The sequence below is a fragment of the Streptomyces sp. NBC_01454 genome, assembly GCF_036227565.1.
Classification (GTDB): domain Bacteria; phylum Actinomycetota; class Actinomycetes; order Streptomycetales; family Streptomycetaceae; genus Streptomyces.
Map to the genome: position 1 here is coordinate 2553031 of NZ_CP109460.1, position 16319 is coordinate 2569349.

General features: G+C 71.8%; 17 protein-coding genes. 5 read left to right on the plus strand and 12 right to left on the minus strand.

Annotated features, from left to right (window positions below; translation table 11 throughout):
• Window positions 1-51 precede the first annotated feature (51 nt).
• From OIU81_RS10970 to OIU81_RS10985, 4 genes are all read right to left on the minus strand, one after another.
• Complete coding sequence (locus tag OIU81_RS10970) at window positions 52-1365, minus strand: hypothetical protein (protein WP_443073968.1); 1314 nt, start codon at window positions 1363-1365, stop codon at window positions 52-54.
• The gene (locus OIU81_RS10975; protein ID WP_329146318.1) at window positions 1355-1918 is read right to left on the minus strand and encodes a DUF6114 domain-containing protein; all 564 of its coding nucleotides are present in this window, start codon (window positions 1916-1918) and stop codon (window positions 1355-1357) included. Before OIU81_RS10975 ends, OIU81_RS10970 begins: the two co-directional genes overlap by 11 nt.
• Window positions 1919-2050: 132 nt before the next feature.
• A complete protein-coding gene (locus tag OIU81_RS10980; protein ID WP_329146320.1) occupies window positions 2051-2668 on the minus strand; it encodes a DUF6230 family protein in 618 nt (205 codons plus the stop codon).
• Between the two features lie 610 nt (window positions 2669-3278).
• Window positions 3279-4250, minus strand: a complete 972-nt coding sequence (locus tag OIU81_RS10985) for a tetratricopeptide repeat protein (protein ID WP_329146322.1) — start codon at window positions 4248-4250, stop codon at window positions 3279-3281.
• Between the two features lie 361 nt (window positions 4251-4611).
• On the opposite strand from OIU81_RS10985, the gene OIU81_RS10990 reads away from it, so the two are divergent.
• Window positions 4612-5265 carry a TetR/AcrR family transcriptional regulator gene (locus OIU81_RS10990; protein WP_329146324.1) on the plus strand — a complete coding sequence of 218 codons (654 nt, stop codon included), beginning with the start codon at window positions 4612-4614 and terminating at the stop codon, window positions 5263-5265.
• A 56-nt stretch (window positions 5266-5321) separates the two neighbouring features.
• Here OIU81_RS10990 and OIU81_RS10995 read toward each other — a convergent pair whose 3' ends face one another.
• Together OIU81_RS10995 and OIU81_RS11000 are read right to left on the minus strand one after the other, a co-directional pair.
• Entirely contained in the window at window positions 5322-6329 is a 1008-nt protein-coding gene (locus OIU81_RS10995) for an SDR family NAD(P)-dependent oxidoreductase (protein WP_329146326.1), read from the minus strand.
• A complete protein-coding gene (locus OIU81_RS11000; RefSeq protein WP_329146327.1) occupies window positions 6326-7495 on the minus strand; it encodes a UDP-N-acetylglucosamine--N-acetylmuramyl-(pentapeptide) pyrophosphoryl-undecaprenol N-acetylglucosamine transferase in 1170 nt (389 codons plus the stop codon). Before OIU81_RS11000 ends, OIU81_RS10995 begins: the two co-directional genes overlap by 4 nt.
• Window positions 7496-7552: 57 nt before the next feature.
• On the opposite strand from OIU81_RS11000, the gene OIU81_RS11005 reads away from it, so the two are divergent.
• The 3 genes from OIU81_RS11005 (at window position 7553) to OIU81_RS11015 (ending at window position 10243) form a co-directional block, all read left to right on the plus strand.
• Window positions 7553-8275 (plus strand): response regulator transcription factor, encoded by a 723-nt coding sequence (locus OIU81_RS11005; protein ID WP_329146329.1) that lies wholly within the window; start codon window positions 7553-7555, stop codon window positions 8273-8275.
• Window positions 8272-9675, plus strand: coding sequence for a sensor histidine kinase (locus OIU81_RS11010; RefSeq protein ID WP_329146331.1), 1404 nt, complete (start codon window positions 8272-8274; stop codon window positions 9673-9675). Before OIU81_RS11005 ends, OIU81_RS11010 begins: the two co-directional genes overlap by 4 nt.
• Window positions 9676-10096: 421 nt before the next feature.
• Complete coding sequence (locus OIU81_RS11015) at window positions 10097-10243, plus strand: hypothetical protein (protein ID WP_329146332.1); 147 nt, start codon at window positions 10097-10099, stop codon at window positions 10241-10243.
• A gap of 109 nt (window positions 10244-10352) precedes the next feature.
• Here the strand turns inward: OIU81_RS11015 and OIU81_RS11020 are convergent, their stop codons facing one another.
• From OIU81_RS11020 to OIU81_RS11035, 4 genes are all read right to left on the minus strand, one after another.
• Window positions 10353-12053 carry an acyl-CoA mutase large subunit family protein gene (locus OIU81_RS11020; protein WP_329146333.1) on the minus strand — a complete coding sequence of 567 codons (1701 nt, stop codon included), beginning with the start codon at window positions 12051-12053 and terminating at the stop codon, window positions 10353-10355.
• Between the two features lie 154 nt (window positions 12054-12207).
• Window positions 12208-12540 (minus strand): DUF3817 domain-containing protein, encoded by a 333-nt coding sequence (locus tag OIU81_RS11025; protein ID WP_329146335.1) that lies wholly within the window; start codon window positions 12538-12540, stop codon window positions 12208-12210.
• A gap of 86 nt (window positions 12541-12626) precedes the next feature.
• Complete coding sequence (locus tag OIU81_RS11030; protein ID WP_329146337.1) at window positions 12627-13136, minus strand: MarR family winged helix-turn-helix transcriptional regulator; 510 nt, start codon at window positions 13134-13136, stop codon at window positions 12627-12629.
• Between the two features lie 21 nt (window positions 13137-13157).
• Window positions 13158-14558, minus strand: coding sequence for an MFS transporter (locus OIU81_RS11035; RefSeq protein ID WP_329146338.1), 1401 nt, complete (start codon window positions 14556-14558; stop codon window positions 13158-13160).
• Window positions 14559-14644: 86 nt separating this feature from the next.
• Between OIU81_RS11035 and OIU81_RS11040 the strand changes: the two genes are divergently transcribed.
• Complete coding sequence (locus tag OIU81_RS11040; protein ID WP_329146340.1) at window positions 14645-15631, plus strand: ArsR/SmtB family transcription factor; 987 nt, start codon at window positions 14645-14647, stop codon at window positions 15629-15631.
• A gap of 10 nt (window positions 15632-15641) precedes the next feature.
• Here the strand turns inward: OIU81_RS11040 and OIU81_RS11045 are convergent, their stop codons facing one another.
• Window positions 15642-15947 (minus strand): MTH1187 family thiamine-binding protein, encoded by a 306-nt coding sequence (locus OIU81_RS11045; RefSeq protein ID WP_189098891.1) that lies wholly within the window; start codon window positions 15945-15947, stop codon window positions 15642-15644.
• Window positions 15944-16294, minus strand: a complete 351-nt coding sequence (locus OIU81_RS11050; RefSeq protein WP_329146344.1) for a DUF3817 domain-containing protein — start codon at window positions 16292-16294, stop codon at window positions 15944-15946. Before OIU81_RS11050 ends, OIU81_RS11045 begins: the two co-directional genes overlap by 4 nt.
• Window positions 16295-16319 lie beyond the last annotated feature (25 nt).

A 16319-nucleotide genomic window follows, 5' to 3' on the forward strand; every position in this document is an offset into this window, starting at 1 on the left:
CCACCGCCGTTTTTCCGCGGCTCCCGAACGGTCGGGGGCCCGGGGCGTTCCTCAGCCGGTCATGAACTGGTGCAGACCCGGGACATGGAGGTTGCCGCCGAACTGGCCCGCCTGGTCGATCTTCACCTTGGTGAAGTACGCGAACGGGACGTTGAGGGGCGGCGGGTGCTCGGGGTCGAAGACGATCGGGATCAGCCCGAAGAGGTTGCCCTGCAGCCGCTCGGTGTACATGGTCACCTTGCCGCCGCGGATCGTGGACGTGGACCCCGGGGACGCCTGTACGTGGTACTTCTTGCCGGAAGCCCGGTCGTCGACGGTCTGGTGCAGATCACCGATGTCGAGGCTGTCGGCGGTGAACTTCAGGGCCTGCTTGGTGTGGCCGTTCTGCGTCTGGACGTTGACGACGCCTTCGTAGTTCAGACCGCGCAGGGTGAGCGCGCTGGACTCCAGGTGCCAGGGGTCGTCGGGCAGGGCGACGGGGGTCTGCTCGTCCTTGCCCTGCTGCTTGTTCTCGACGACGCAGGGGAAGGACTTCTTGCCGCTGGCGTCCTTGCCGTCCAGGCCGCCGCCGGGCAGGGCGTTGTCCGCCGTGCCCACGGCGCCGTGGACGGTGTCGTTGACCGTCTTCGAGCCGCTCGTGAGGCTGTCACCGGCCTTGCCCGCGCCGCCCTTGAGGCCGTCGACCGTGTCCGTGACCGGCTTGGTGGCCTTCTCCACGGCGGACCCGGCGGACCCGTCATCCTTGGCCGCCGAATCCTTGGAGGCAGACGCCGAGGGGCTCGGCGTGGCCGACGCGGACGTCGAGGGACTCGGCGAGGCGGAAGAGTCGGCGGACTTGCCGCCGAGCAGACCTCCGAGCGCATCGCCGATACCGCCCAGCAGACCGCCGTCGTCCTTCGCGCCCCCGGAGGCCGAGGGCGAAGGAGTCGCCGAGCCGGAGGGCTCGCTGCTCCCCTTCGAGGCGGACGGCGCGGGCGCGGGCTTCTGCTCCGCGTCCTTGCCGGCCGACGGCGAGGGCGAGCCGGACGGCTCGGCCGAGGGCTTGCCGGACGGCTTGGCGCCGTCCTTCGTCCCCGTGCCGTCCTTCGCGCCGTCCTTGGCCTTGGCGTCCTTCTGGCCCGCCTTGTCCGGTGCGGTGACGCAGGGGCCGTCCTTGAAGGGGCTCTTGGGCGCCGGCTTGGCGATGGCCATCTGGGGCGTGAGCCCCATGCCCATCAGCACGGCGGACGGCATGGCGGCGATGGCTATCGCCTTGCCCGCGGGCACGTGGAGCCGCGTCAGCAACGGCTTCCTGGGGGCCGCGTGTCTGGGCCCGCCTCTCGGCCCGGCAGCTGCGCTCTCCTCGTGCAGCTCGTCACCCGGCACTGTGCCTCCCGTTCATTCCGTTGGTCGGGCTCGTTCCTGACAGGTCATCCAACCCGTTGCCCAACCCGGGACCGGCGGCCGGCGCGGGGTGCGTGGCGACCACGGGTCCGGCGACCGTCCTCGGCGCCGGATCGTCGTCCTCCTCGCTCCGGACGGCCTTGCCCGGCGCCCAGGAGACACTCAGCGCACCGCCGATCAGCCCCAGGAGGAAGCCGATCAAAAAGGCGCCGAAGTTCGAGACGACCAGGGAGACCAGGGAGAGCAGGATCGCCGCCACCCCCGCGAAGACGCGGGACGCCGGCTGGAACCACATGGTGAGACCGAGCACGACCAGCAGTACGCCGATGATCAGCGAGCCGGCGCCGGCGGTGGTCGCCATGCGGACGGTCAGGGAACCGATCGTGAGATTCGCGTAAGGGATGTACATGATCGGGAAGCCGGCCAGCAGAGTCAGCATTCCGCCCCAGAACGGGCGGTATCCGCGCCACTCCCGGAACGAAAGCCGCTTGCGGCCGATGGTCTCGATCAGCCGTGGTCGCGTTTCGGCGCTCATGTCGTACAGCTCCTCGGGACTGGCAAATCGGTGGTTCTGTGCGGGGTGTCCTACTGGGCACTACCCGGCGTACGGGCACGGGGAACGGCCACAGCCGTCTACAGCTCGCCCCGCGCCCGCACGCTCAGTGCGTCAGTAGCACTCGCTCTTGCCCTTGGCGACGCTCATCTTGAGGCCGCTGAGCTTGAACGTGCCGGCCGTCGTGGCCCAGGCCTGCTGCTTGACGTGGGTCAGCGTGGCCGAGTCGGCCTGCTGGGCGAACGAGCCCGGGTCGGCCTTGTCGCCCTTGTGCATGCCAGGGCCCTTGGTCGTCGAGCCCGCAGCAACACCGATGTCGATGTTGTTGAAGGTCGCGTCCGCGGACAGCTGGTCGAGGTCGATGTAGAGGTTCTTCGCCTCGACGGGCGTGTCACCGCCACCGGCCGCCAGCTTCATCGACACATCGCCGAAGACCGGGACCGGCACGACCACCGACTGGCACAGGTTCTTGATCTTGGCGTTCGAGAACCCCGAGACCGCCACCGGGACCTGCTTGCCGCCCTTCTGGGCGTCAATGGCTCCGTACTGAACAAATCCGGTGCCGTCCAGCCGGTCCGTACTGACCTTGAACTGCTGGCCGGACACGCTGAACGACGCCGCGAGCGCACCCTGCGAGAGGGCAACGCCGATCGCGGCCGTAGCCGCGACGCTCGGCACCATGACGACGGCGAACCGCTTCCATCTGGTCCCGCCACGAGCCAGGGACTCCATGACTTTCCTCCTTCTCGGACGTACATCTCCGGTACCGGCCGCCTCCGTTGAGGGGCGGTACCTGGGATGGGAGAAGTGCTACGTCCTCGGGAAGGAGAGCGCCTGTCTCGGAGGCACATCGTGTTCCGAATACCGGCGATCACCCCCGAGCGACAACCACTGGCCACGCTCTCGCGCAACCTCCTGGACAGGCCCTGCCGGATGGGGCAGAGACCCCCCTGTCCACGGCCGGCAGCACTGCCGCCGACCACTCGGTGGGGACCCAAGTACCCCGCGGCACCAACCGGATGCCGGGCTGCGGGAATGGACCGAGCGTGGCCGATCGTGGTCCATTCACGGCCGCCGCACAAGGGGCTCGTTACTTGCGGGTAACGACCCGATAAACACGGCGCGACGGACCGAGATCAACTGGACACGGGCTGTCGCCACTGACAGCAAGAGAACATGAGGCAATTGCGGACACAACGCCGCAAGAGGGCGGCCCAGGCTTACTACAAGTAACAGCGGCCACGATTACCAAGTTTTGGTAAAACGTGGCCGCTGCGCCGTTTGTTTGGTCAACCCGCGAAGGGCGTACTGGTCACAAGGGGGCGAGTCAGAAGACAGCGGGTCAGAACAGCACCCGAGCCAGCGCCGTGCGCGCCGTCATCACCCGCGGATCCTCCGCGCCGATGACCTCGAACAGCTCCAGCAGCCGCAGCCGTGCGGCCTCCCGGTCGTCGCCCACACTCCGCTTCACCGCCTCGACCAGCCGGCCGAAGGCGTCCTCGACATGACCGCCGACCAGGTCGAGGTCCGCGGCCCGGATCTGCGCCGGCACATCGGCCGGATTCTCCGCGGCCTCCTTGCGCACGGCCTGCGGGTCCAGATCCTGGACGCGGTGCAGAAGTTCGGCCTGCGCCAGGCCGAGCTTGGCCTCCGGGTTGGCGGGGTCGTCGGATAGGACGTTCTTGTAGGCCTGGATGGCGCCGCCCAGATCACCGGAGTCGAGCGCCTGGTTCGCGGCTTCCAGCAGTGCGTCGTACGGACCGGCCGGCACCGGGGCCTCGGCCTGCTCCTGCTCGTCCGCGGCCGGCGGCTCGACCGGCGCGCCCACGATGCCGAACTGCTGCTCGGCGGCCTGCACCAGCTGGTCGAGCACCTCACGGATCTGCGACTCCGGGGCCGCGCCCTGGAACAGCGGGATCGGCTGACCCGCCACGACCGCGAACACCGCCGGGATGCCCTGCACCCCGAACTGCTGGAACAGCATCTGGTTGGCGTCGACGTCGATCTTGGCCAGCACGAACTTGCCGGCGTACTCCCCCGCGAGGCGCTCCAGCAGCGGACCCAGCTGCTTGCACGGCTCGCACCACTCGGCCCAGAAGTCGATGACGACCGGGACCTCGGTGGAGCGCTGCAGGACGTCCTGCTGGAACCCCGCCTCGTCGACGTCGAACACCAGGCGGGCACCGCTCGCGGGCGCCTGGCCGGTACGGGCGGCCTCGGCACGTGCCTGCTCCGCCTTCTGCTTCGCTTCCCCGGCCGCCTTCAGCGCGCCGAGGTCGACGACTCCACTCATGGACATGTTGCGTGGCTGCATGGGTACATCCTCCCCCCTGGGCGGTCCGTTCCGAAAAGCGATCCGGAAAGCGATGCGGTCTGCTGCGCGGATTCCCCGGTCCGGTATCGCCGCCGGACCCTCCGCAGAGCACCGCATCCGTTGCGTACGCCCCGCCGGCATGCCGGCGTACGTCCTGGATCGCTGCCCGTTTTTTCGGTCCCGAGGAGGACCGGTGTGGCCATGGGTCCCCACCCACGGCCGGTGGCTGTCGCTCTTTCGCTACGACCCGTAGCGTAACTCGCCGTCGCCCCCGGGCCACAACCGGTTTCAGTCCTGCGTGAAGTGATCTCCCTCACGGCGGACCGCGCCGGTCCCCGTACTGCCCGGTATGGTCGCCCGCATGTGCCACTCCGCCAGCCCCCGCAAAGGCCGCACGGGCCGCCCGCGCAGCGCCGCGACCGACCGTGCGATTCTCGGCGCGACCCGTGCCGCGCTGGTCGATGTGGGCTGGGGCCGGCTCACCATGAGCGAGGTGGCGGCCCGCGCCGGGGTCGCCAAGACGACGCTCTACCGCCGCTGGGCCAACAAGAACGAGCTCGTCGTGGACGCCGTGGCGGTCCTCTTCGACGAGCTCGAACTCCCCGACCGGGGCTCGCTGCGCGCCGATATCGAGGGCGTGGTGCTGCAGTTCGGCGCGCTGCTCGCGCGGCCGGAGACCAAGACGGCGCTGATGGCCGTGGTCGCCGAGTCCACCACCGACGGGGCGCTGCGCGAACGGATCCGCTCGGCGATCGTCGACCGCCAGAAGCGGCTGGTCTCGCTCGGCCGCTCGCGCGCCCAGACCCGCGGCGAGCTGACGCCCGACACCACCGGCGAGGATGGCGAGCGGGCGGCCGCCCGCAACATGGACCTGATCTTCGATGTGATCGCCGGGGCGATCGTGCACCGCACCCTGGTCAGCGGTGAACCCGTGGACGCCGAGTGGGGGCGCGACTTCACCGCCCTCTTCCTGGGCGGCCTGACCGGACTGGCCGGACCCGGCGGCCGGAGCTGACGCACACCGGATGGCCCGGTGTCCCCCTGGAACACCGGGCCGCCCCTGTGCGGTGGTCACACCTGGTAGCGGTCCGCCGCGAACAGGTGCACGTTCTCGGCCACCCACTCCGAGGTCCACTTCAGGCCCTGCTCCAGGGACACCTCCGGCTGCCACGAAGCCCACTCGCGCGCCCGGGAGTTGTCGGACAGCAGCCGCTCGACCTCGCTGCCGGCGGGCCGCAGGCGCTCGCTGTCCACCACCACCTCGGCGTCCCGGCCCGAGGCCGCTATCAGCGCCTCGGCGAGCGCCCCGATGGAGATCTCCCGGCCGGTACCGAGGTTGACGACCTCGCCCAGCGCCCGGTCGCAGTCGGCCAGCGCGAGGAACCCGGCGGCGGTGTCCGTGACATAGGTGAAGTCGCGGGTCGGGGTGAGCGAGCCGAGCTTGATCTGCCGGGCGCCCGCGTGGAGTTGGGCCAGGATCGTGGGGATCACGGCCCTGGCGGACTGGCGGGGGCCGTAGGTGTTGAACGGCCGCACCACGGTCACCGGCAGCCCGAACGCGTGCCGGTGCGACAGCGCCATCATGTCCGCGCCGATCTTCGAGGCGGAGTACGGGGACTGCGGCTGCAGCGGGTGATCCTCGCCGATCGGCGCGGTCAGCGCGGTCCCGTAGACCTCACTGGTGGAGGTGTGCACCATCCGGCGCACCTCGTACCGCCGGCAGGCCTCCGCGATGTTCTCCGTGCCCACCACGTTCGTCTGCACGTACGCGCCCGGCGAGTCATAGCTGTACGGGATCCCGATGAGCGCGGCGAGATGGAAGACGGTGTCGCAGCCCGCGACGGCGTCCATCACCCGGCCCGCGTCGCGGACATCGCCGGCGACCATCTCGACCGGGGAGCCCGGCACCAGATAGCGCGCCAGGTTTCCCTTTTCGGCGTACGGCTTGTAGTGGACGAAGGCGCGTACCTCGGCGCCGGCTTCCACCAGCATGTCGACGAGGGCCGAGCCGATGAATCCCTCGGCCCCGGTGACCAGGACCTTGCGGCCGGCCCACTGCTGTGCGGTGCGGTTGCTCATGCGGACTCCTTCAAAGGGGTGTGCGAGTGCGGGGAGGCGGCCGGGTGGCCGGCCAGTGCCAGCGCCTTGGCGGCCAGCAGGTCGGCGGCCCGGGAATGGGTGCCCCGGTCGGCGGCCGCGCCCATCGCGGCGAGCCGGGCGGGGTCGTCGAGCAGCGGCGTGACCAGCTGGTCCAGCCGCTCGGCGGAGGTCTCGGGGTCGGGCAGCAACAGCGCCGCCCCGGCGTCGGAGAGCACCCGCGCGTTGTGCGTCTGGTGATCGCCCGGCGCGTGCGGATACGGCACGAGGACGGCCGGCATCCCGATCGTGGCCAGCTCGGCGATGGTCGCCGAACCGGCGCGGCACACCACGAGATCGGCCGCGGCGTACGCCAGATCCATCCGGTCCAGATACGGCACGGCCTCGGCGACCGCCGTCCCGCCGTTGGCCGCCAGCCGGGCCCAGGTCTCCTCCAGGGCCGCGGGCCCGGTCTTGATCAGCAGCCGCAGGTCCCGGCGCCCCCGGTAGCGGCCGGCCAGTTCGACGGCCGCCTCCGTGAGCCGGGCGGCCCCCAGGCTGCCGCCGTTGACCAGCAGCAGCCGGCACCCGTCCGGGATGCCGAATGCCCGGCGGGCGGCGGGGCGCAGTGCCGCGCGGTCCAGCTCGGCCAGCGGGCCCACCAGCGGCATCCCCACCGTCTCGGCCCGCTCGCCGCCCGCCAGATGCTCACGGCTGCGGTCGAAGGCGAGGGCGAGGTGCGGGGTGAGCCGGGCGGCGAACTTGTTGGCCCGCCCGGGCACCGCGTTGGACTCGTGGATCAGGCTCGGCAGCCCGGCCATCCGCGCCCCGACGATCACCGGGGCGCTCGGGTAGCCGCCCATACCGACCGCGACCTGGGCCTTTTGTTCCTTGAGGATCGCCCGACACTGGGCGCCCGAGCGGAGCAGGGCGGCCGGCAGCAGATAGCGTCGGGCGCCGAGCGAGGGATCGAAGGGAATCATGTCGACGGTGTGCAGCCGGTATCCGGCCTGCGGGATCAGCCGCGTCTCCAGGCCGCGTTCGGTCCCGACGAAGGAGATCACCGCGTCGGGCACGGCCCGGCGGAGCGCGTCGGCGAGAGCGAGACCCGGGTAGATGTGGCCGCCGGTGCCGCCCGCACCGATCACGACAGAGAGTGGTGTGCGCATGGCCGCCACGCTCGCGACATGCCCTAAGAAGCTTCTAAGAGAGGTGTTTGGCAGCCTATGTCCATGCCGCCCACCCCCGGGAACACTCCCGCAGCCAAGATCCTCGTCGTCGATGACGAACCGGAGGTGCGCGCCGCCCTGGAGGACGGCCTCGCCGTGGAGGGATACGAGGTGCGCGGCGCCGCCGACGGACTGGCCGCCCTCTCCGAGGTCGCCTCCTGGCAGCCGGACGCCCTCGTACTGGACGTGATGATGCCCGTCCTGGACGGTCTGGCCGTCTGCCGCCGGCTGCGCGCCCTGGACGACCGCACGCCGATCCTCGTGCTGACCGCACTGGACTCGGTCAGCGAACGGGTCGACGGCCTCGACGCCGGCGCCGACGACTACCTCGTCAAACCCTTCGCCCTGGACGAGCTGGTCGCCCGGATCCGCGCGCTGCTGCGCCGCGCCTCGACCACGGCCGCCGAGGACTCCCATTTGACCTTCGGCGACCTGGTGGTGGACCCGCTGACCCGCACCGGCCACCGAGGGGACCGCCCCCTGGAGTTCAGCCGCACGGAATGGGCCCTGCTGGAACTGCTGTTGCTGCACCCCGGACAGGTCATGCCCCGGGAGATGATCCTGGACCGTGTCTGGGGCCGCGACTTCGGCCCGGACTCCAACTCCCTGGCGGTCTACATCGGTTATCTGCGCCGCAAACTGGAGGCGGGCGGCGAGCCCCGGCTCGTCCACACCGTGCACGGCATCGGCTACCGCCTGGGCCACCCGGAGGGCGCATGACCGGCACCCGCGGCCTGGGCGCCCGCTGGCGGCGCCGGCGCCCGCTGCGCACCCGGCTGGCGCTGGCCGCCTCCGCCGCGGTGGCGCTGGTGGCGGTCGGCGTCTGTGCGGCCGCGTTCGTCCTCATCGAGTACCAGATGACGCGCCAGCTCAACCGGAATCTGGCCCTGACGTCCACCGAGGTCATGCGCGAGCGCCAGGACTGGGGCCCGACGGTGAGCGACGCCCTGTGCCAGTACCCGGCCTCGTCCTGCTTCCAGATCGTGCCGGCCGACCCTGCCAAGGACCCTCGCCAGCCGTACCTGCTGCACGTCTCGGACGCCACCCGGCAGGTCGCCGCCGGCCGGCACGAGGCGTTCTACAGCACCCAGAAGGTCGCCGGGCAGCCGGTCCGGATGTTCACCACGCGCCTGGCGGGCAAGGACGAGGCGGTCCAGGTCGCCCTGCGCTCCGACTCCGTCGACCGGAGCGTGGAGCAGGCCGCCTGGGCACTGTCCGCGGTCGGCGCCGCCGGGGTGCTGCTGGCCGCCGCGCTCGGCTACTGGGTCTCCCGTACCGGTCTGGCCCCCGTCGCCCGGCTCACCGCCACCGCGGAACGCATCGCCGCCACCCGCGACGCCCGCCACCGCATCGACCTGCCCGCGGGGCCGCTCGCCCGGGAGGACGAGATCACCCGGCTGGCCACCAGCTTCAACACCATGCTCGGCGAACTGGAGCAGTCGGTCACCTCCCAGCGCCGGCTGGTCGCCGACGCCTCCCACGAGCTGCGCACCCCGCTGACCGCCCTCCGTACCAACGCCGAACTCCTCGCCCGGGTCGATCGCCTGACGGATGCTCAGCGCGATCGCGCCTCGGCCGCGCTGGGCCGCCAGCTGCGCGAGGTCACCACGCTCGTCAACGACCTGATCGAACTCGCCCGCGACGAGGAACCCCAGCCGCTGGTCGAACAGGTCCGCCCGGCCGCCCTGCTGGAGCACCTGGTGACCACCGCCGGCGAGCACTGGCCGGAGATCACCTTCACCACCGGCATCGACCCGGCCGCGGCGGACCGCACGGTCCCCGGAGTACCGGCCCGCCTCGCCCGCCTGCTGTCCAACCTCCTCGACAACGCCGCCAAGTTCTCCCCGCCCGGCGGCCCGGTGGACACCGAACTCACCCTGCGCGAAGAGGAGTTGCACCTGACGGTCCGCGACCACGGCCCCGGCATCGCACCCGAGGACCTCCCCCATGTCTTCGACCGCTTCTACCGCGCGAAGGCCGCCCGCGCCCTCCCCGGCTCGGGCCTCGGCCTGGCCATGGCCCGGCAGATCGCCCGCGCCCACGGCGCCGACCTCACGGCGGAACACGCACCGGGCGGCGGCGCCCTCTTCCGGCTGCGGATGCCGCCGCCGGCGGCGTAGCACCGGTCAGCACACGCGAGCGCCGCCGGCGGCCGGCCCGTCGGAGGCGCCCATCGTCGCCGTGGCGGCGGCCGCGTGGCTGCCACGGACCCTTCACCGTCGAGAAGTGCTCCGTCGTCGTTCCTCTAGGCAACTACAGCAAGAACTCGAGCCGCAGCCATTCCTACAGCGATCACAGCTGCACGGGAACATGCCGCACGGCCGACGGCCGGGCCGTGGACGCCGAAGCCGAGATGACGGGCCTGGGGAGCGACCACCACGCAGGGGAGGCGCTCCCGGCCCGGCGCGCCACCGGGCACCACGCCCAGCTGCTCGACCCCTGGGAGGCCCTGCAGCAGTTCGCGGGGGGATTCGCGTTGCTGCCGCCGGCGGCCTTCGCGCTCTTCTGGCTGCTCACGGACTTCGGCCGGACCAGCGGAAGTTGGCGCGTCCTGGGCGAACCTGGCGGGCGGCCGGGGGCACCGCGGCCCGCGCGGCCGTGGTCACCCTCGCGGCCGTGTCCGCCGTCGGCGTCGTCATCGGCATCGGCATCGGCAGCCCCGTGCTCGCCTTCGCACTCCCCGGCTGAGCGCGAAGCCGGCTGCCGAGGGCCGGCTCCCCCCGAACCGCCGAAGACCCCGAGAGCGCCGGATCGCCGGGCTCTCAGGGTCTGTCGTGGGATCGAGGACTCGGGGCCCTCAGAACCCCGCCGGCTCCGTATAGATGCCCCACTCGTCCCGCAGCGCGCCGCAGATCTCGCCGAGGGTGGCCTCGGCGCGGACGGCGGCCAGCATCGGCTCGATCATGTTGCTGCCGTCGCGGGCGGATTCCAGCATCGTCTTCAGTGCGGCCTGCACCCGGGCGTCGTCGCGCGCCGCCTTGCGGTCCGCGAGGGTGCGTACCTGCTCCCGCTCGACCTCGTGGCTGACCCGCAGGATCTCCAGATCGCCGGTGACCGAGCCGTGGTGGCAGTTGACGCCGACGACCTTCTTGTCGCCCTTCTCCAGCGCCTGCTGGTACTGGAAGGCGGACTCGGCGATCTCGCCGGTGAACCAGCCGTCCTCGATACCGCGCAGGATGCCGGAGGTCATCGGGCCGATGGGGTGCTCGCCGGTCGGGACCGCGCGCCGGCCGCGCTCCTTGATCTGCTCGAAGATCTTCTCCGCGTCCGCCTCGATCCGGTCGGTCAGCGACTCGATGAACCACGAACCGCCCAGCGGGTCGGCGACGTTGGCGACGCCGGTCTCCTCCATCAGCACCTGCTGGGTGCGCAGCGCGATCTCCGCGGCCTGCTCGCTGGGCAGCGCCAGGGTCTCGTCCAGCGCGTTGGTGTGCAGCGAGTTGGTGCCGCCGAGCACGGCCGCCAGGGCCTCGACGGCGGTGCGCACCACGTTGTTGTACGGCTGCTGGGCGGTCAGCGAGACACCGGCGGTCTGGGTGTGGAAGCGCAGCCACTGCGCCTTCTCGCTCGTCGCGCCGTAGACGTCCCGCATCCAGCGGGCCCAGATCCGCCGCGCGGCGCGGAACTTGGCGATCTCCTCGAAGAAGTCGAGATGCGCGTCGAAGAAGAAGGACAGGCCGGGGGCGAAGGTATTGACGTCCAGGCCGCGCGAGAGGCCGAGCTCCACGTAGCCGAAGCCGTCGGCCAGCGTGTACGCCAGCTCCTGCGCGGCCGTCGCGCCCGCCTCGCGGATGTGGTAACCGGAGACCGAGAGCGGCTTGTACGCGGGGATGCCGCGGGCACAGTGCTCCATCAGGTCGCCGATCAGGCGCAGATGCGGCTCGGGCTGGAAGAGCCACTCCTTCTGCGCGATGTACTCCTTGAAAATGTCCGTCTGGAGGGTGCCGTTCAGGACGCCGGGGTCGATCCCCTGCCGTTCGGCGGCCACCAGATACATGCAGAAGACCGGGACGGCGGGCCCGCTGATCGTCATGGACGTCGTGACGTCACCCAGCGGGATGTCCTTGAACAGGACCTCCATGTCGGCGGCGGAGTCGATGGCGACGCCGCAGTGGCCGACCTCGCCGAGCGCGCGCGGGTCGTCGGAGTCCCGTCCCATCAGGGTCGGCATGTCGAAGGCCACGGAGAGTCCGCCGCCACCGGCCTTGAGGATCATCTTGTAGCGCTCGTTGGTCTGCTCGGCGTTGCCGAAGCCGGCGAACTGGCGGATCGTCCAGGTCCGCCCCCGGTAGCCGGTCGGATACAGGCCCCGGGTGAAGGGGTACTCGCCCGGCCAGCCGATCCGCTCGAATCCCTCGACGGTGTCCCCGGGCCGGGGCCCGTACGCCGGCTCGACGGGATCGCCCGAGAGCGTGGTGAAGTCCGCGTCCCGCTTGCGGGCGGAGTCGTACCGAGCCTGCCAGCGGCGGCGGCCCTCATCGATCGCGTCAGCGTCCATACCCTCGAATTTACTAGGACGTCCAAGTAATTGTCGACGGGAGCGGGCCCTCAGTCGCCACATGCGTCACCGGAGTCACTTTCCGTAACCGTGAGCACACAGCAGAACGCGCCCGCCCCGCGGGGACAGGCGCGTCAGACGGGACGGGCCGCCGTCAGACCTTCACCGGCTCCGGCGTCCCCTCGGCGAGCAGCGGCTCGATCTCGCGGACCACCTGGCGCTCCACGAAGAACGCGGCGGTGGGGATCGTGCCGGCGATCAGCACCCACAGCAGCTTGCCGAACTTCCACTTGGCCTTGGAGCCCAGGTCGAAGGCGAAGACCAGGTAGACGATGTAGAGCACGCCGTGGATCTGCGAGACGACCAGGGTGAGGTCCTTGCCCATCCCGAAGCCGTACTTGAACACCATGCAGGTGCAGAGCACCAGCAGCATCACGGCGGTGATGTAGGCCATCACCCGGTAGCGGGTCAGGACGCTTCGCTTCATGCCCCGAGCGTAACCACCGGTTCCGGTGCGATCTTCGCCGCCCCCCTTGTGAATGGGAGGGCGGGGCACCTGAACGGGAGGGCGGGTCACTCGTCCTTGAAGTCGGCCGCCGCCACCCGCAGCGGCCGCAGCAGCGCGAAGATCTCCCCGCACTCCTCGGCGTCGTACGTCCCGAGCCCGAAGTCCATCGCCATCAGCTCGCGGGTCGCCGCGTCACACACCTCACGACCCTTTTCGGTGATGGTGGCGAGCGTGCCCCGCCCGTCGTTCGGGTTGGGCCGCTTGGCGACGAGACCGGACTTCACCAGCCGGTCGACGGTGTTGGTCACCGAGGTGGGATGCACCATGAGCCGCTCACCGATCTTGGACATCGGCAGCTCACCGGCCTTGGAGAAGGTCAGCAGCACCAGCGCCTCGTAGCGGGCGAAGGTCAGTCCGTACGGCTTGACCACCGCGTCCACCTCGGCCAGCAGGATCTGATGGGCGCGCATGATCGAGGTGATGGCGGCCATCGAGGGCACGGACCCCCAGCGCTGCCGCCACAGTTCGTCGGCGCGCGCAATGGGATCGAAGGCAAGGCTGAGCGGCTTCGGCACGCGTCCGACCCTACCCGGGGCTCACATGGTGGTCAGCCGTGTCTCAGTTTTCGGTCCCGGGGGCCGGGTCCGGCCGCCCGGCGCCCCGCCGGGACGCGCGCCGGCCCCGGCCCCGCCGGCCCCCTGCGCCGTCCGCCGCACCTCCCGGATCACCGCCGCCACCGCCGCCACTCCCACGACCCCCGCGGCCGGCATCACGACCCGCAGGGGCGCCCACTCCGCCGCCGCCCCGGCCAGCCCCATCGCGAGCCCCATCACGCTCATCCGCCCCGCCTGCATCACCGTCATCGCCTGGCCCAGCAACTCCTCGGGGACCGCGGCGACGAACCACCGGTCGACCCCGAAGTTGTACGAGATCCCGGTGCCGGTCAGCACCAGCAGCAGCACCGCCCAGCCGAACGAGGGGCGGGCGGCGAAGCCGAGCGAGGGCAGGACCGCGAAGACGCCCATGGGAAAGGTCAGCCGGGCACGGGCCCGCGGGCCGAGCAACGAGCCCACCAGGCTCTCCGCGGCCACCGCGCCCAGCGGCATGGCGCACAGCAGCAGCCCCGTCCCGGCCGGTCCCACCCCCAGCAGGCCGGAGTAGGGCACCAGCAGCGCCTCGGGGACGACGACGAACGCCGGCGGCAGCCACGTCAGCAGCAGCAGCGCCCGCACCCGGCGGTCGGCCAGCAGCCGCCGGACACCGCCCAGCGACGCCCCCAGCAGCGCACCGCCCGCCGCGGCACCCGGCACCCCGCCGCGGGCCGGCCGCGCCCGGGTCCCCAGCCGCAGCAGCAGCGCCGAGGCGAGGAAGGTGCCCGCGGTGAGCGCGAGGACGGACCGCGGGGAGACCGCGGCGAGCAGCAGACCGCCCGCCGCGAACCCGGCGAGCTGTGCGCCCTGGTTCACCAGGCGGATCACCGAGCGCCCCAGCACGAACGGCTCCCCCGCGCCGAGGATCTCGCCCAGCGTCGCGGCGCGGGTACCGGCGAAGACCGGCGCGAGGACGGCGAGCACACAGCGCAGCGCCAGCAGGACCGGGACCGGTGTGCCCGGCAGCACCATTCCGGCCGTCGCCAGGGCGCACAGCAGATCGCAGCCGACCAGCACCCGCCGGGCCGCACACCGGTCGGCGACCGCCGACAGCAGCGTCCCGCCGACCGCGTACGGCAGCAGCCCCAGCGCCAGGGTCAGCGCCCCGAGCAGCGGCGACGCGGTGATCCGGAAGACCAGCACGGACAGCGCGAGCTCGCAGACGACCACGCCGAGCGAGGACAGCAGATGCGCAGCGAAGACGTACCGGAATTCGTGGACGGCGAAGACGGCGCGGTAACCGGCCGGGCGGGCGCCGTCGGCGCGCGCGGTGGCATCCGCGCCGCGGCCGCCGTCAGGGCAGGCGGGGGTGGGGCCCGACGGCGCGGGCCCGGAGGGCGAAGGCATGTCCGCAGCCTGCCGGAGCCCGTCCTCGCCCCGTATTCTTTCGGCTGCGGCCGAATCCTGGGTCCGGGAGGGGAGCGTGCCCCGTCATGCCGGTGAACCTCCACTTCGGTGCCGACGACTTTCTGCGCGTCCGCTTCGCCGTCTCCCCGCTGTGCGAGACCCATGAGGCCGTACGCACCCTGCGCCGCACCGACCGGCACGGCTATCACGTCCCGTGGCTGCGCCGGATGCGCCGGGCACTGGCCGGCCTGGACCTGACCCCGCTGTGGCTCTTCATGCCGTCGTCGCCCCCGGGGTACACGCCCGACTTCCTGGGCCGCCCGCCGGACTCCCCGATGGCCGGCTTCGACGAGGAGCTGGCCCAGCTGCGGGCCACCGATCCGGCCCTGGCCCGCGCCGAGATGGCCAAGTCGCTGGCGGGCCGGCCGGATGCCGCACGGTCGGCGCGCGGCCGGGCGGCGCTGGCGGACCCGGCGCGGGCGGTCGGTGAGCTGGCCGATGTCACCGAACGTGCCTGGCGGGCGCTGCTCGCCCCGGACTGGCCGCGGCTGCGGGCGCTGCTGGAGGCCGAGATCGCCTACCGGTCACGGCAGTTGGCGGGCGGCGGGCTGCGGCTGCTGTTCGGCGATCTGCACCCGCGGCTGACCTGGTCGGGCGGCACCCTCACCGTCCGCACCCGTACCGACTTCGTGCAGATGCAGGACCTGGACGGCCGCGGGGTCCTGCTGCTGCCCAGTGTCTTCGTCTGGCCGGACGTGGTCAGCGGGTTCGACCCGCCGTGGCAGCCCACCGTCATCTATCCGGCGCGCGGCATCGGCGGGCTGTGGACCGAGGCGGAGACCGGCCCGGCGCTGGCCCGGCTGCTGGGGGCGAACCGCGCCGCCGTACTGGCCGCCCTCGACACCCCCTCGACCACGACGGAGCTGGCCCACCGCCTCGGCCTGGCGCCGTCGTCCGTCTCGGCGCAGCTGTCCGTGCTGCGCGACGCCGGGCTGCTGACCTCGCGCCGGGACGGGCACCAGGTGCGCTACGCGCGCACGCCGCTGGGGATCACGCTGGCGGCGGGCGGCTGAGGCCCGCGGGTCAGGAGGCGCCGCCGTCGGCGAGGTACCGCTCCACGGTCGCCACCTTCGACGTCAGTCCGTCGGTGACCCCGGGGCGGATGTCGGCCTTGAGCACCAGCGAGACCCGTCCGGAGCGGGCCTCGACGGCCGCGACCGCGCGCTTGACGACGTCCATGACCTCGTCCCATTCACCCTCGAGGGAGGTGAACATCGCGTCCGTACGGTGCGGCAGACCCGACTCCCGGACGACCCGGACCGCGTCGGCGACGTACTCGCCGACGTCCTCGCCCACGCCCAGCGGGCTCACGGAGAAGGCGACGATCATGCGTTCAGCACGCCTTCCTTGCGGGCGCGGGCGGCGATCACGCCGGCCTCTTCCTCGCGCTTGAGGACCCGGTCCCCGTAGAGGCCGCCGAACGGCACGATCGCCAGCAGGAAGAAGAAGGCGACGCGCTTGGCGGGCCACTTGGTGCGGTTCCACACGTCCAGCAGCAGCACCACATACGTGAGGAACAGCAGTCCGTGGATCATGCCGAGCGGCATCACCAGGGAGTCGTAGTCGAAGGCCAGGCGGAAGCCGGTGCCGAAGATCAGCAGCGCCGGGAAGGAGATCGCCTCCGGGACGGAGGCCAGGCGCAGTCGGTGCAGGGCGGCAGCGGTCTTGATGTCCACGGGAACCTCGTTCGGGTGGCAGATG

Bases quoted from the DNA above. Each gene is read 5' to 3' on its own strand.
- OIU81_RS10975 (WP_329146318.1), bottom strand. From the start codon at position 1,918: ATGAGCGCCGAAACGCGACCACGGCTGATCGAGACCATCGGCCGCAAG.
- OIU81_RS10980 (WP_329146320.1), bottom strand. From the start codon at position 2,668: ATGGAGTCCCTGGCTCGTGGCGGGACCAGATGGAAGCGGTTCGCCGTC.
- OIU81_RS10985 (WP_329146322.1), bottom strand. From the start codon at position 4,250: ATGCAGCCACGCAACATGTCCATGAGTGGAGTCGTCGACCTCGGCGCG.
- OIU81_RS10990 (WP_329146324.1), top strand. From the start codon at position 4,612: ATGTGCCACTCCGCCAGCCCCCGCAAAGGCCGCACGGGCCGCCCGCGC.
- OIU81_RS10995 (WP_329146326.1), bottom strand. From the start codon at position 6,329: ATGAGCAACCGCACCGCACAGCAGTGGGCCGGCCGCAAGGTCCTGGTC.
- OIU81_RS11000 (WP_329146327.1), bottom strand. From the start codon at position 7,495: ATGCGCACACCACTCTCTGTCGTGATCGGTGCGGGCGGCACCGGCGGC.
- OIU81_RS11005 (WP_329146329.1), top strand. From the start codon at position 7,553: ATGTCCATGCCGCCCACCCCCGGGAACACTCCCGCAGCCAAGATCCTC.
- OIU81_RS11010 (WP_329146331.1), top strand. From the start codon at position 8,272: ATGACCGGCACCCGCGGCCTGGGCGCCCGCTGGCGGCGCCGGCGCCCG.
- OIU81_RS11020 (WP_329146333.1), bottom strand. From the start codon at position 12,053: ATGGACGCTGACGCGATCGATGAGGGCCGCCGCCGCTGGCAGGCTCGG.
- OIU81_RS11025 (WP_329146335.1), bottom strand. From the start codon at position 12,540: ATGAAGCGAAGCGTCCTGACCCGCTACCGGGTGATGGCCTACATCACC.
- OIU81_RS11035 (WP_329146338.1), bottom strand. From the start codon at position 14,558: ATGCCTTCGCCCTCCGGGCCCGCGCCGTCGGGCCCCACCCCCGCCTGC.
- OIU81_RS11040 (WP_329146340.1), top strand. From the start codon at position 14,645: ATGCCGGTGAACCTCCACTTCGGTGCCGACGACTTTCTGCGCGTCCGC.
- OIU81_RS11045 (WP_189098891.1), bottom strand. From the start codon at position 15,947: ATGATCGTCGCCTTCTCCGTGAGCCCGCTGGGCGTGGGCGAGGACGTC.